This is a genomic window from Mycobacterium numidiamassiliense (assembly GCF_900157365.1).
Lineage (GTDB): Bacteria > Actinomycetota > Actinomycetes > Mycobacteriales > Mycobacteriaceae > Mycobacterium > Mycobacterium numidiamassiliense.
Window position 1 is genome coordinate 1,345,452 of the sequence record NZ_FUEZ01000003.1, and the last position, 14,673, is coordinate 1,360,124.

Annotated in this window: 13 protein-coding genes; 10 read left to right on the forward strand and 3 right to left on the reverse strand. The window is 65.9% G+C overall.

The genetic code is table 11. The annotated features are described in order from the left end of the window. The first annotated feature begins 374 nt into the window (after positions 1–374). On the forward strand, positions 375–764 hold the full coding sequence (locus tag MNAB215_RS06280; RefSeq protein WP_077077933.1) for an ATPase: 390 nt from the start codon (positions 375–377) through the stop codon (positions 762–764). 13 nt (positions 765–777) lie between these two features. Here the strand turns inward: MNAB215_RS06280 and fadD2 are convergent, their stop codons facing one another. After that, positions 778–2,457: a long-chain-fatty-acid--CoA ligase FadD2 gene (gene fadD2, locus MNAB215_RS06285; protein ID WP_077077934.1), complete on the reverse strand. Its 1,680-nt coding sequence runs from the start codon at positions 2,455–2,457 to the stop codon at positions 778–780. A gap of 57 nt (positions 2,458–2,514) precedes the next feature. On the opposite strand from fadD2, the gene MNAB215_RS06290 reads away from it, so the two are divergent. The 9 genes from MNAB215_RS06290 (at position 2,515) to MNAB215_RS06330 (ending at position 11,617) form a co-directional block, all read left to right on the forward strand. Further along, positions 2,515–3,774, forward strand: coding sequence for a DNA polymerase domain-containing protein (locus MNAB215_RS06290; RefSeq protein WP_077077935.1), 1,260 nt, complete (start codon positions 2,515–2,517; stop codon positions 3,772–3,774). Between the two features lie 57 nt (positions 3,775–3,831). After that, the gene (locus MNAB215_RS06295; protein WP_077077936.1) at positions 3,832–4,842 is read left to right on the forward strand and encodes an ABC transporter substrate-binding protein; all 1,011 of its coding nucleotides are present in this window, start codon (positions 3,832–3,834) and stop codon (positions 4,840–4,842) included. Between the two features lie 111 nt (positions 4,843–4,953). After that, positions 4,954–5,616: a 5-oxoprolinase subunit B family protein gene (locus tag MNAB215_RS06300; RefSeq protein ID WP_077077937.1), complete on the forward strand. Its 663-nt coding sequence runs from the start codon at positions 4,954–4,956 to the stop codon at positions 5,614–5,616. A 14-nt stretch (positions 5,617–5,630) separates the two neighbouring features. Continuing rightward, positions 5,631–6,548 (forward strand): 5-oxoprolinase/urea amidolyase family protein, encoded by a 918-nt coding sequence (locus MNAB215_RS06305; RefSeq protein WP_077078463.1) that lies wholly within the window; start codon positions 5,631–5,633, stop codon positions 6,546–6,548. A gap of 34 nt (positions 6,549–6,582) precedes the next feature. Beyond that, the gene (locus MNAB215_RS06310) at positions 6,583–7,128 is read left to right on the forward strand and encodes a GNAT family N-acetyltransferase (RefSeq protein ID WP_077077938.1); all 546 of its coding nucleotides are present in this window, start codon (positions 6,583–6,585) and stop codon (positions 7,126–7,128) included. Between the two features lie 210 nt (positions 7,129–7,338). Next, a complete protein-coding gene (locus MNAB215_RS06315) occupies positions 7,339–8,748 on the forward strand; it encodes a nitrate/nitrite transporter (RefSeq protein ID WP_108637582.1) in 1,410 nt (469 codons plus the stop codon). A gap of 509 nt (positions 8,749–9,257) precedes the next feature. Then, the gene (locus MNAB215_RS06320) at positions 9,258–10,403 is read left to right on the forward strand and encodes a uroporphyrinogen-III synthase (RefSeq protein ID WP_077077940.1); all 1,146 of its coding nucleotides are present in this window, start codon (positions 9,258–9,260) and stop codon (positions 10,401–10,403) included. Beyond that, positions 10,400–11,140 carry a sirohydrochlorin chelatase gene (locus MNAB215_RS06325; protein WP_077077941.1) on the forward strand — a complete coding sequence of 247 codons (741 nt, stop codon included), beginning with the start codon at positions 10,400–10,402 and terminating at the stop codon, positions 11,138–11,140. The genes MNAB215_RS06320 and MNAB215_RS06325 overlap by 4 nt, the downstream gene beginning before the upstream one ends. Before the next feature lie 24 nt (positions 11,141–11,164). After that, a complete protein-coding gene (locus MNAB215_RS06330; RefSeq protein WP_077077942.1) occupies positions 11,165–11,617 on the forward strand; it encodes a TetR/AcrR family transcriptional regulator in 453 nt (150 codons plus the stop codon). A gap of 3 nt (positions 11,618–11,620) precedes the next feature. On the opposite strand, the gene nirD is transcribed toward MNAB215_RS06330, so the two are convergent. Together nirD and nirB are read right to left on the reverse strand one after the other, a co-directional pair. Beyond that, on the reverse strand, positions 11,621–11,980 hold the full coding sequence (gene nirD / locus MNAB215_RS06335; RefSeq protein ID WP_077077943.1) for a nitrite reductase small subunit NirD: 360 nt from the start codon (positions 11,978–11,980) through the stop codon (positions 11,621–11,623). 13 nt (positions 11,981–11,993) lie between these two features. Further along, a complete protein-coding gene (gene nirB, locus MNAB215_RS06340) occupies positions 11,994–14,561 on the reverse strand; it encodes a nitrite reductase large subunit NirB (protein WP_083746018.1) in 2,568 nt (855 codons plus the stop codon). Positions 14,562–14,673: the final 112 nt, after the last annotated feature.

The following is a 14,673-nucleotide window of genomic DNA, read 5'->3' on the forward strand; positions in this document are numbered from 1 at the left end:
AAGATGCAGTTCATAGCGGTTATACTGACTCACTGATGTACGTAAATGCGCATCTCAGTAGATCATTCGATGCGTATTCGCTAATTCGCACAAAGTCCAATTCATGCAAAGGGCAATCGGAGGCGACGAACTGAAGTCTTAAATCAGATCGTTGCATATTCTGGCGCCTAAACGGATATTGCAGCAAATCGATCTAATTGCGACCTAAACCCGCTGGTAGAGCCTGGTTGCGGCCGAGTCCGCCGCCAAGTGCCGTCAGCCGGGCACGGAAGTCTCACGGCTCGGCGGCGCGACTTACGCCGGGGCCAGTGCGACAATCAGTAGCTGTAAGCACTGAAATACTGATTGGCAGCCACGGAGGGACGGACGCCGCAGTGAACTTCAACCCCGGCCAGATCGGATCAGGTGCCGGCTCGTTCCGCGCGAACATGTCCGCCACACCTCCCGGCGACGCCGCGCCGACCGAGCGCCTCACCGGTTTCCGGCAGCCGCGCCCTCCGCGGACGGTCACCCAGCCGGCCGAGCCCCGCTCACCCGAGCGATCCACAGGCGATCAACCGGCACGTATCCAACGAACACGGCGCACCGTCGACCTGCCCGCGGCCACCCACCGGGCCCTGGACATCTGGCAGCGGGAAGCGGCCGACCGCCTGGGCGTCGCCCGGGTGACCGGCCAAGAGGTGCTCACCGCACTCATCGACCGACTGCTGGCCGACCCCAAACTTGCGTCCCAGATCGTCCGCGCCATCGAGGACCGGCGCTGATAGCCCGGTGCGGCTAGTCGATCTCGATTTCGCGTAGCTCGCGCTTGAGGATCTTCCCCGTCGGGTTACGCGGCAGCTCTTCGAGGAAGACGACCTCCCGGGGCACCTTGTAACGGGCCAGGTGGTCGCGCACATAGGTCTTGATGGTGTCCTCGTCGACCCCGGCACCGTCCTTTTTGACGACGAAGGCGCGTAGCCGATGGCCCCATTCGTTGTCCTCCACGCCGATCGCGGTGGCCTCGATCACTTCGGGATGCCCACTGATGAGGTCCTCGACCTCGGCCGGGAAGACATTCTCGCCGCCGGAGACAATCATCTCGTCGTCGCGGCCGCTGACGTACAGCAGGCCATGCTCGTCGAAATAGCCGACATCACCCGAGGACATCAGGCCGTCGATGATCTGCTTGTGGCCGCCGCCGGTGTAGCCCTCGAACGGGAAGGCATTGCCGACGAAGATGCGTCCGACGTCGCCCTGGGGCAACTCGTTGCCGTTGTCGTCGAGGATCTTGACCTTGACTCCCTTGACGACCGGCCCGACCGTTGACGCGTTCTTTTCCAAGTCCTGTGGCCCGGCGATGGTGGCGAACGCGATCTCCGTCGAGCCGTACATGTTGTAGATCACCGGACCGATGTCCTTGAGCGCACGGCTGGCCAGCTCGGCGCCCAATTGCGATCCGGACACGAAGACGATCTTCAGGCTGGACAGGTCGGGCTTCTTGTCGATCTTTTCCAGCGTGTCCAGGATGCGGGACAACATCACCGGCACCACGACCATGGCCGTCACCTTGTACTTCTCGATGTCTTCCAGAACCAGGGGCGGCTTGAATTTGCGCCGGAGCACCAGCGTGGAGCCCAGGAACATCGCAATGGTGGCGTGTAGATATCCGAGGGCGTGGAACATCGGCGCCGGCAGCGAGGTGATCTCGTTGGCCTTGAACGGAACATGCGACAGGATGCCGCCGACGGGGGCCAGGGTCGGCGGGGTGCTGCGGTTCGCACCCTTGGGTGTTCCGGTGGTCCCGCTGGTCAGGATGATGATCGACGCGTGCTTGGCGGCCTTGGGTGCGGGTTCTTTGCTGCTGCGCTTGATCAGCTCTTCCAGCGTCTCGTCGGTGCTGCCCGACGGTTCGTCGCTGTCCGGGTTGACGCCGAGCGCCCGCAGCTTGCCCAGCGCCGGCTCGGCCTTGCTGACCGCGCTGGTGTACTCGTCGTCGTAGATGATCACCTTGGCACCCTCGCGCTCGGAGACCTCTTTGATCTGCGGCCCGGAGAATTCGCTGTTAAGCAGGATGATGCGGGCGCCGGCCCGGGCCGCGCCGTAATTGGCGATGACGAACCAACGGTGGTTGCGCGCCAGGATCGCGACGCCGTCGCCGCCCTTCACGCCCTTGTCGATCAGGCCGTTGGCCACCGCGTGGGCGGCCTCATCGAGCTCGCGATAGCTGAACTCGCCGTCTTCGTCGATCAGCGCCGCGCGATCGGGAGTACGCCTGGCGTTCAGCGAGGGCAGCATGCCGAACTCGCCCCACTTCGCGATGTCAGTTGCCATCGCGGCCGTCTTGAGCGGCGACTCCAGCTTGAACGCGCCCGCCTCGAAGATCTTCCGCACGTAGTGCAGCTCGGCCGAGCCGCGCTCGACGTACTGCTGGACCTTGGAAACGGCTTGCCCGGGGAGGCCAGAAAGATTAGGCATAATCTCACCATATGTGACGCAGGTCGCAACGCGGCCAGAAAATTTTCTCGGAATACGATGAGGCTCATGTCCGGCCCGGCGTCACTAGAGGTTGCCGGGCACGAGGTCACCATCACCCATCCCGACAAAGTCGTGTTCGAAGCCCGGGGCCACACAGGGCCTTACACCAAGCTCGACCTGGTCCGCTATTACCTGTCCGTCTCCGACGGGGCATTGCGGGGCGTGGCGGGGCGGCCGATGATCCTCAAGCGCTTCGTCAAGGGCATCGCTGAGGAGGCGGTGTTCCAGAAACGCGCGCCGGCGAAACGGCCGGACTTTGTCGACGTCGCAGAACTTCGCTACGCCCGCGGCACATCGGCCGCGGAGGCCGTCATCCACGATGCCGCCGGACTGGCCTGGGCGATCAATCTGGGCTGCGTCGATCTCAACCCGCATCCCGTGCTGGCGGACGACCTCGATCATCCCGACGAATTGCGGGTCGACTTGGACCCGATGCCCGGGGTTAGCTGGCAGCGGATCGTCGACGTCGCATTGGTGGCCCGCGACGTGCTGGAGGACCACGGCCTGGTCGCGTGGCCGAAGACGTCGGGCTCGCGCGGTTTTCACATCTACGCGCGGATCGCCCCGCGCTGGGAGTTTCGTCAGGTGCGACTGGCCGCTCAGACCGTTGCGCGTGAGGTCGAGCGGCGGGGGCCCGACGCGGCGGCCAGCCGCCGGGGGGAGGGGGGGCGCGGAGGCGGCTTCGTCGACTTCAACCAGAACGCCAAGGACCGCACCGTCGCCTCGGCCTATTCGGTGCGGGCCACTCCCGACGCCCGGGTGTCGACTCCCCTGCACTGGGACGAGGTCGCCGGCTGCCGGCCCGAGGCGTTCACCATCGACACCGTGCCCGCCCGATTCGCCGAACTCGGCGATCCGTGGGCGGGGATGGATGACGCGGTCGGCGAGTTGGACCGGCTGCTCATGCTCGCCGAGGAACTCGGCCCCCCGGAGCGGGCTCCGAGGGGCTCGGGAAAACGAACCGACGGCCGGCGGCAGTCTTCGATGCCGCTCATCGAAATCGCCCGCACCAAAACCAAAGACGAGGCGATGGCCGCGCTGGACACCTGGCGGGGCCGATACCCCGCGGTGGCCGGCCGGCTGCAGCCGGCCGACGTGCTGGTCGACGGCATGCGCGGGCCGAGTTCGATCTGGTACCGGATCCGAATCAACCTGCAGCACATCCCGATCGGCGAGCGGCCGCCCCAGGAGGACCTGATCGCCGATTACAGCCCTTGGAACAAGGAGGAGCAGGGCCGCGAGATTCCGCGGGGCTGACCGGCGAGAACAGCGCGGCGATGCAGGTGAGGGTTCCGAACGCGATACTCTCACGCGATGCGACAGGGATGGAATCGGCGGGGCTTCTTGCAGCTCGCCGGGGTTGCCGCGACCGCGGCGGCGGCCGGGGTGACCGGCCTGTCCTCGGGGTGCTCGTCGCCCAAGCCGACACCGAGCACCTCCGGCGGAGGATCGGTAACCATCACCCACCTCTTCGGCCAGACCGTGGTCAAGGAGCCGCCCAAGCGCGTGGTCAGCGCCGGCTACACCGAGCAGGACGATCTGCTTGCGGTGGGCGTGGTGCCGATCGCGGTCACCAACTGGTTCGGCGATCAGCCGTTCGCCGTCTGGCCATGGGCCCAGCCCAAGCTCGGCGCGGCACAGCCGGTGGTGCTGAACCTGGACAGCGGAATCCCCGTCGACCAAATCGCCGGCCTGAAGCCGGATTTGATCGTGGCGATCAACGCTGGCGTGGATGCGGACACGTATCAGAAGCTCTCGGCGATCGCCCCCACGGTGGCGCAATCGGGCGGCGACGCGTTCTTCGAGCCGTGGAAGGTGCAGGCGACCACGATCGGTCAGGCGGTGTTCCAGGCCGACCAGATGAAGTCACTGATCGACACCGTCGACAAAGGGTTTACCGCCGTTGCCCAGAAGTACCCGCAGTGGAAGGGCAAGAAGGCATTGCTGATGCAGGGCAAGCTGTGGCAGGGCACCGTGGTGGCCACCCTCGCCGGGTGGCGGACCGATTTCCTCAACGAGATGGGTCTGGTCATCGCGGACAGCATCAAGGGATTCGGCAGCGACGATCACCGCGCTCTCATTCCCCGTGATCAGATCAAAACGGTGCTCGACTCCGCCGACGTGGTGATCTGGACGACCAATAGCGCGGACGACCAGAAGGCGCTGCTGGCCGACCCCGAGGTCGCAGGGTCGCAAGCGACCGCCCAAAACCGGCACATCTTCACCACCAAAGACCAGGCCGGTGCGATCGCGTTTTCGTCGGTGCTCAGCTACCCGACGATCGCCGACCAACTGCCGCCGCTCATCAGCAAGATCCTCGGTTAAACCCCGTTTGGGCAACGCCTGTTTGAGCGTTCGGTAAGGCAGCTCTGGCAGTGCTCGAAAATCCCGCTCCGCCCCCTCCCGCCTGCACGGATTGCAAGTTACTGTCGAGTAATGAGCGTGACGGATCTCCCCATGGACCTGCCCACCGAGCTGGTCGGCAACACCGTTTTCGACTACGGCGACCACGCGCTGATGGTGCAATGCGGCAGCAGCGCTGAGGTGTTGGCCTGGGTGGACGCGCTGCGTGCCGCGGCGCTGCCCGGTGTGCTCGACATCGTCCCGGCCGCCCGCACGGTACTGGTCAAGCTTGTCGGCCCCCGCCATCAAGGCGTCATCCGGCAGCGGCTCCGCAAGATGCGGGTCATCGCCGACACCACCGCCCCGACGGAACGCAACGCCGACGTGGTGATCGACGTCGTCTACGACGGGCCCGACCTCGCCGAGGTCGCCAGCCACACCGGACTGTCGACGGCACAGGTCGTCGACGCCCACACCGCCACGTTATGGCGAGTCGGATTCAGTGGATTTGCACCAGGTTTCGCGTATCTGGTCGACGGCGACGCGCGCCTGCGGGTGCCACGCCGCGCGGAGCCGCGGACGTCGGTACCGGCCGGCTCGGTCGCCCTGGCCGGCGAATTCAGCGCGATATACCCGCGCCAATCGCCCGGCGGCTGGCAACTCATCGGCCACACCGACGCGGTGCTGTGGGATCTCGGTCGACCGAACCCCGCGCTGCTGACGCAGGGCATGTGGGTCCGATTCCGGGCCGCGTAACCAAGGAGGATGCCGTGACAACCCTGGAAATCCTCCGAACCGGACCGCTCGCCGTCGTCCAGGACCTCGGCAGGGTCGGACAAGCCCACCTTGGCGTCGGCAGGTCCGGGGCCGCCGACCGCCGTTCACACAAGCTGGCCAACCGGCTGGTCGCCAACCCCGACGACCGCGCCACCATCGAAGTGACGTTCGGCGGATTCTGCGCCCGCGTGCACGGCGGTGACGTCGACATCGCGGTGACCGGTGCCGACACCGACCCGACGATCAACGGAATCAAGTTCGGCACCAACAGTATTCACCGCGTCCGCGCCGGCGAGGTGATCTCGTTCGGCACCCCGCGCGCCGGGTTGCGTTCCTACCTGGCGGTGCGTGGTGGCATTTGCGTGGAGCCGGTGCTGGGCTCGCGAAGCTATGACGTGATGGCCGCGATCGGGCCGTCGCCACTGCAGACCGGAGACCGACTGCCGGTCGGCGAGCACACCGACGACTACCCAGAACTCGATCAGGCCCCGGTCGCCGCCATCACCGGCGATGTCGTCGAGCTGTCGGTGGTGCCCGGGCCCCGTGACGACTGGTTCACCGATCCCGACAACCTGGTGCACACCGATTGGGTGGCATCCGATCGCAGTGACCGAGTGGGCATGCGGCTGGTCGGGCGCCCGCTGCAATATCGGTTCCCGGACCGCCAACTGCCCAGCGAGGGAGCCACCCGCGGCGCAATTCAGGTGCCGCCCAACGGTTTACCGGTGATTCTGGGGCCCGACCATCCCGTCACCGGTGGCTACCCGGTCGTCGGCGTGGTCATCGAAGACGACATGGACAAAGTCGCTCAGGTGCGGGCCGGCCAGCTTGTCCGGCTGCACTGGGCACGGCCCCGGTCTCCCGTCGGGGCGGGGTCGCAGGCGAACTCCGCGGGCTGGCAGTTCTCCTAATGCAGGCACCCGGGGGGCCTGGTAGACAGGGATCGTGCGCCCCCAGGTACAAACCGCCCGCCTGGTCCACACCGCCGATCTCGACAGCACGACTCTGCAGCGGGTCCACGACATGGTCAGCGACGCGTTCGCCGGCAATTTCACCGAGCACGATTGGGAACACGCACTGGGCGGTATGCACGCCCTGGTCTGGCGGCACGGCGCGATCATCGCGCACGCGTCGGTTGTCCAGCGGCGGTTGTTTTACCGGGACACCGCGCTGCGCTGCGGTTACGTCGAGGGCGTCGCGGTACGGGAGGATTGCCGCGGCCAGGGGCTGGTACACGCCCTACTGGACGGCGTCGAGCAGGTGACGCGGGGCGCCTACCAACTGGGCGCGCTCAGTTCATCGGCCCGGGCCCGCGGCCTCTACGCCAAGCGCGGCTGGTTGCCCTGGCGCGGAACAACGTCGGTGCTGAGCCCGACCGGTCCGACCCGCACCCCCGATGACGACGGAACGATCTTCGTGTTGCCGGTTATGGCCGATGTGGACACCTCCACGGCACTGATGTGCGATTGGCGCGCGGGTGACGTCTGGTAACGATGCGAAACACGTTATTTTCCAGTATGATTCGCCGATATCCTCCCGCCACATCGGGATAGTCACAGCGCGTGGCTGTGGCGTGCGCCACATTGGTTGATCGGCCTCACAGCATCAGTCTTGATGTGGTGAGCGGAAATTCACGCCCGAGTCACTGCACGCAGCGCCCGGGCAACAAACGATTCCTAGCGTGATCGCATGGGAATCTCGCTGGGCCGTTCGCATGTCCTCTCTGACTGGGACCCCGAAGACACCGTCGCATGGGAGGCGGGCAACAAGAAGATCGCCCGTCGCAACCTGATCTGGTCAGTGGCGGCCGAGCACATCGGCTTCTCGATCTGGTCCATCTGGTCGGTGATGGTGTTGTTCATGCCTGCGTCGGTGTACGGGTTTTCCGCGGGCGACAAGTTCTTATTGGGCGCCACCGCAACGTTGGTCGGCGGATGCCTGCGCTTCCCGTATACGTTCGCCACGGCGAGATTCGGCGGGCGCAACTGGACGATCTTCTCGGCTTTCGTGCTGCTGATCCCGACCGTCGGCACCATGCTGTTACTGGCGCACCCCGGACTGCCGTTGTGGCCCTACCTGGTGTGTGCGGCACTGGCGGGTCTGGGCGGCGGCAACTTCGCCTCCTCGATGACGAACATCAATGCGTTTTATCCCCAGCGACTCAAAGGCTGGGCGCTCGCGGTCAACGCGGGCGGCGGCAACCTCGGGGTGCCGGTGGTGCAACTGGTCGGCCTGCTCGTCATCGCGACCGCCGGTAACCGCCAGCCCTACTGGGTATGCGCGATTTACCTTGTGCTGCTGGCGATTGCGGGAATCGGCGCCGCGATCTATATGGACAACCTGCAGCAGTACCGCATCGAGATGAGGACCATGCGCGCGGTGCTGTCCGAACCCCACACCTGGGTGATCGCGCTGCTCTACATCGGCACCTTCGGCTCATTCATCGGCTTCTCGTTCGCGTTCGGTCAGGTGCTGCAGATGAACTTCGTGGCCAGCGGTCAAAGCGCGGCACAGGCATCGCTGCATGCCGCGCAGATCGCCTTTCTGGGGCCATTATTGGGATCGCTGTCCCGGGTGTACGGGGGCAAGCTGGCCGATCGCATCGGCGGTGGCCGGGTCACCCTGGCGGTGTTCTGTTCCATGATCCTCGCCGCCGGAATCCTGGTCAGTGCAAGCGCTTTCGGGGGCCACGCGCACGGGCGCACGTCGGCCGCGACGATGGCGGGTTACGTCATCGGCTTCGTTGCCTTGTTCGTCTTGTCCGGCATCGGCAACGGCTCAGTGTACAAGATGATTCCGTCGATCTTCGAAGCTCGCAGCCACCGGCTGCAGGTCAGCGAGGGTGAGCGCCGGCAGTGGTCGCGATCCATGTCGGGCGCGCTGATCGGCTTTGCCGGGGCGGTCGGCGCGCTCGGCGGCGTCGGCGTCAATCTGGCTCTGCGGCAGTCTTATCTGCACAGCGGCACAGCCACCGCGGCGTTCTGGGCGTTCATGTTGGTCTACGTGGGCGCCTCCGCGCTGACGTGGGCGATCTACGTGCGGCGGCCGCTCGAGGTCACTGCGCCCGTCGAGCCGGGCGCGCAGATATCGGCCGGACTGGCGCGGGTCTAGCCCCGGCATGGGAGGGGCATCGCATTCAGCACGAAATGTATTTCAGCTCACACCGAATTCCACAGGCGTTCGATGAACCCCAAATATTTACGGGTTCTTTACGGAATTGTCCGTCAGCGGGCGGTTTTGAGCTGCGGGTATTCAAATGCGTTGTCGTTCAGCGACTTATCAGATAACTGATAATCAACCTACAGGCGAAATTGGGCGAGAATGAGTTGACGGACTTCCACTGCAAATGTGAGCATCGAAAGCACGGCCGGGTTGGCCTCTCAATTCGGGGCACCCACTTCGACGTAGGGATTGAGCTCGTTTGATGCATGGGCTCGCCGAGAGGATTGCATGCGCACCACGTTGCGAGCTTCCAGCGCACCTGCGGTTCTGTCGCTGGACCTCAGCGGCGAACAGCGCCGCAGCCCTCACCTGCCCTGGCCCGCGTCTGAGACGGGCGGGCAATGCGTCAGCAATTGCTAGGTAATACGGCCGAAACGTCACGGGCATACACAGTGCATATGGGCCAGCCCGCCTCGCCACCGTTGACCGGCTACCGCATTGCGGTGACGTCGGCGCGCCGCTCCGAGGAGCTGTGCGCGCTGCTCAGCCGCAATGGCGCCGAGGTCTGCGCCGCCCCGGCCATCAACATGATCGCACTGCCTGACGACGACGAACTGCACAGCAACACCCAAGCTCTGATCGCCGATCCCCCCGACATTTTGGTCGCACACACCGGCATCGGCTTTCGCGGCTGGTTGGCCGCGGCTGAGGGGTGGGGGTTATCCACTCAGCTGCTCGCGGCATTATCCGAGGCGCGGGTCCTGGCCCGCGGGCCGAAGGCGACCGGGGCCCTGCGTGCGGCCGGGCTGCACGAGGAGTGGTCCCCGAAATCCGAGTCCTCTCAAGAGCTTCTCGAATACCTGCTCAAGTCCGGGGTGTCCGGTGCGCGCATCGCCGTCCAGCTGCACGGAGCCGCGGACGCCTGGGATCCGTTCCCGGAATTTCTCGGCGGCCTGCGTGCCGGGGGTGCCGAGGTGGTATCGATCCGCGTATATCGCTGGAAATCAACACCTTTGGGCGGGAACTTCGACCAGCTGGTGACGGGAATCGCCCGGCGGCAATTCGACGCGGTCAGCTTCACCTCGGCACCTGCCGCCGCGGCAGTGCTGGAGCGCAGCCGTGACTTGGATATCGAGGGACAGGTGCTCGACGCACTGCGCACTGACGTTCATGCGATGTGCGTCGGCCCGGTGACCTCCCAGCCGCTGATCCGAAAAGGCGTCCCGACATCGTCGCCCGAACGAATGCGGTTGGGGGCCTTGGCCCGCCATATCGCCGTGGAACTGCCGCCGTTGGTGTCTCGCACGGTGAAGGCCGCCGACCACGCGATCGAGATCCGGGGAACCTGCGTGCTGGTCGACGGTTGCGTCAAGTCGCTGTCCGGGTCGGGAATGGCGGTGCTACGGGCGCTGGCACAACGGCCCGGAGACGTCGTCTCCCGCGGCGACTTGCTGCGGGTGCTGCCCGGCAACAGCAACGACACGCACGCCGTTGATACGGCTGTGCTGCGCCTGCGAACGGCGTTGGGCGACAAGCAGATTGTCGCAACCGTCGTCAAGCGGGGCTACCGGCTGGCGATCGATGAACCGGCAGGGGTTTGGTGAGCCTGATACTTGCCGCGCATGGCACCCGCCGCCCGGGTGGTGTCGCAATGGTCGGAAATCTCGCCGCGCGGGTGGGCGCGCAGCTCGGGCAGACGGTACAGGTTGCGTTCGTCGACGTGCTGGGACCCACACCCAACGAGGTGCTTTCCGCCGACCCGGGCCCGCGGGCCATCGTGGTGCCGGCGTTCTTGTCCCGCGGGTATCACGTCCGCGCCGATCTGCCCGCCCATGTCGAGGCCAGCGGGCATCGCAATGTCGTCGTCACGCCCGCCCTGGGCCCGGGCGCCCGGATCACGCGCATCGTCGCCGATCAGTTAATTGAATCGGGTTGGCGTCCAGGCGATTCCGTAATCCTCGGCGCGGCAGGGACATCGGACGCCAGGGCTCGGTCGGATCTGCAGACCACCGCCACGCTGTTGTCAGCGATGACCAGTTCGCCGGTGGGCCTGGGCTTTGCCGCCGGCGGCCCGCAGATCGGCGAGGCCGTGGAAAAGGCAAGGGCCGGCGGTGCGCGACGGGTGGCGGTGGCGTCGTATCTACTGTCCGATGGCCTATTTCACGAGCGGCTGCGCGCCTGCGGGGCCGACGTGGTCAGCCGGCCGCTGGGCAATCATCCGGGAATGGTGCGGCTGATCGCGGACCGATTCCGTCGCGCGGTTCCACCCGCGCTGGCCACCGCAGCCCGCTACCGTCATCTCCGGCAGGGCGCGCCGACGCCGGCAATGCTTGATCTTTGATCACCCAGGGGTGATCCTGGCATCATGCCCCGTCGCGAAGAACCATCGCGTGGGCTCCTCGACCCGGTCGCCAAGATGCTGCGGTTGCCCTTCGGCACACCGGAATTCGTCGATCGAATCGTCACCGGCGGGGTCAACCAGGTGGGCCGCCAAACGTTGTACCTGTTGATCACCACATGGGACGCCGCGGGCGGTGGACCGTTCGCGGCCAGTGCGATCGCATCGACCGGTATGGCCAAGACGGCCGAGATCGTACAAAGCATGTTCATCGGACCGGTTTTCGGCCCCCTGCTGAAAATGCTGGGCGCCGACAAGGCCGCCGTACGCGCATCGTTGTGCGCTTCGCAGTTGGTCGGCCTGGGCATCATGCGCTACGGCGTTCGCTCCGAGCCGCTGCACTCCATGTCGGTGGAGACGCTCGTCGACGCGATCGGCCCGACCATGCAGCGCTACCTGGTCGGCGATATCGGCCGCTGATGTCTACTCGGTAGCCAGCCGGGCGATCTGGATCTGTCCGTCGGGGGTGACCCGAACCTGATACACCGGCACCGAGATCCGCGGGTCGTCCAGGCAGCAGCCGTCGTCGAAGGCGAAGGCCTGCTTGAGAATGGGCGATTGGACGGCGGCCCGCCCGCCGCGGTCGCCGACGATGCCGCGCGACATCACCGAAGCGCCGGAGAACGGATCCAGGTTGCCGATCGCGTGCACCGACCCGTCGTCCAGCCGGAACAACGCCGCCTGGCTGCCATCGTCAAGCAGCACGCCGACGCCGCGCCCCGGGATGAGGTGATCGTATGAGCAGGCCGTCGTCCACGCCACGATGTCGTTGACCAGTGTCACAGTTGCCCCCTAATCATGAACGGATCTGCGGCATGCCAATGGGCACAGGCACTTTGCGCCCTGCCCGTTCGGTGAAGGTCACCGTTTCATCGACGGCATCCGGGGCGTTGACGAAGGAGACGAACCGCGACAGCTTGTCCGGATCCTCCAGCACACCCTTCCATTCGCACTTGTAGTTCTGCACATGCCGCTCCATTGCGGCCTCGAATTCAGCTGCCAGGCCCAGAGAGTCGTCGCAGACGACCTCGCGCACGTGGTCGAGCCCGCCGTCGATCGCCTCGACCCACGGCGCGGTGCGCTGCAGCCGGTCGGCCGTGCGGATGTAGTACATGAGGAACCGGTCGACGTATCGGACCAACGTCTCGGTGTCCAGGTCACCGGCCAGCAACTGGGCGTGCCGGGGAGTCATCCCACCGTTGCCGGCGACGTAGAGATTCCATCCCTTCTCGGTGGCGATGACGCCGACGTCCTTGCTGCGGGCCTCGGCGCACTCGCGGGCACAGCCCGAGACGCCCAGCTTGATCTTGTGCGGTGCCCGCAGACCGCGGTAGCGCATCTCCAGGTCGATCGCCAGCTGCACCGAATCCTGCTGCCCGTAACGGCACCAGTCGCTGCCCACGCAGCTCTTCACCGTGCGCAGCGCCTTCCCATAGGCGTGCCCCGATTCCATGCCGCCGTCGACGAGCCGCCTCCAGATCTCCGGCAGCTGGTCCACCCGGGCCCCGAACATGTCAATCCTCTGGCCGCCGGTGATCTTGGTGTATAGCCCGAAGTCCTGTGCGATCTGTCCGATCAGGATCAGATGCTCCGGCTTGATGTCACCGCCGGCGACCCGCGGCACGATCGAGTAGCTGCCGTTCTTCTGGATGTTGGCCAGAAAGTGGTCGTTGGAATCCTGCAGCGAGGCCTGCTCGCCCTCCAGAATGTGCTCGGAACCGGTGGAGGCGAGGATGGATGCGACCACGGGCTTGCAGATATCGCAACCCTTTCCGCGGCCGTAGCGCTCCAGCAAGCCCGAGAAGGTGCGGATCTCGGTGGCGGAGATGATCTCGAACAGCTCGGCGCGAGACTGGCCGAAGTGCTCGCACAGCGCCTTGGACTCCGCCACACCCTCGGCTTCCAGCAGCTGTTTGAGCAGCGGGACGCAGGATCCACACGAGGTGCCGGCCGCCGTGCACGACTTGAGTGCGGGCACGTCGGCGCAGCCGTCGGCGATCGCACACTTCAGATCACTCTTGGTGACGTTGTTGCACGAGCAGATCTGCGCGGAGTCCGGCAATGCACCGACTCCCAAAGCCGCAGCCCCACTGCTGGATTGGGCCGGTGCGATCAGCGCCAGCGGGTCGCCGGGCAGCTCGCTGCCGACCATCGGCCGCAGCACGCCGTACGAGGAGGCGTCGCCCACCAGCACCCCGCCGAGCAGGGTCTTGGCGTCGTCGGAGAGCACAAGTTTGGCGTAGGTCCGGCTTACCGCGTCATTGACGGCGACCTCGAGGCAGTTCTCTGTCGCGCCCATCGCGTCACCGAAGCTGGCGACGTCGACGCCCAGCAGTTTGAGCTTGGTGGACATGTCGGCTTCGCCGAACTCGGCGGCACCGCCCAGCAACCGGTCCACCACCACCTCGGCGGAGGTGTAGCCCGGCCCGACCAGGCCGTAGCATCGTCCGCCGATCGCAGCCACCTCGCCGACGGCGTAGATGTTGGGATCGCTTGTCTGACAGGATAAGTCGGTGAGAACGCCGCCCCGTTCGGCGAGCGTCAGCCCCGCCGCTGCGGCCAGTTCGTCACGCGGCCGGATGCCGGCCGCGAAGATCACCACGCCGGCGTCGATGATGTCGCCGTCGGTCAGCCGCACCTGCGTGGATGCCGTGCCGTCCGGTCGCTGGGCGGTTTGGATCGATTCGGTACCGGTGCCGACATGCACCGAGATACCAAGTTCGGTGACCATCCTGGCCAGCAGCGCACCGCCGCCCTCGTCGATCTGCTGGGCCATCAGCCGCGGCATCATCTCGACGACGTGCGTCTGTAAGCCGAATTGCCGTAACGCGTTGGCGGCTTCGAGTCCGAGCAGACCGCCGCCGATCACCACACCCGCGGTGTCATGACCGCCGTCACGCGCCCGCTCGGCGGCCGCACGAATCGCGTCGAGGTCGTCGAGAGTGCGGTAAACATGGCAGCCGGGCAGGTCGTGCCCGGGCACCGGCGGGACGAAAGCATACGAGCCGGTGGCCAGCACCAGAGCGTCGTAGCGATGCCGTTGACCGTCGGCGGTGAGTACAGACTTTGTCGCGCGGTCGATTTCGGTGACCCGCGCGTTCAGCAGCAGCCGCACCTGCTCGTCGCCCGCGTAGTCGTTGCCGGGCAGCGCCAGCAAGGTGCGGTCCCAGCTTTCGGTGTACGAAGTCAATCCGACGCGGTCATAGGCGGCGTCGGTTTCCTCGGCCAAAACCGTTATCTGCCAATACCCGTCGGTATCGCGGGCTCGCAGCGCTTCGACCAGGCGGTGGCCCACCATGCCGTGCCCGACCATAACCATGTGACGGGCAGCACAGTGCGCGTGCGCATTGGGGACTGGGGCCATGCCAAGAGGATAGGAGCCGGAAATTAAGGGGAAATCGCAAAATGTGAAGCCGGCGTGACGGCAGTCTCACTCCTTCCAAACGCCTGTGTGATGTTCGTTCGCCCACGGCGAA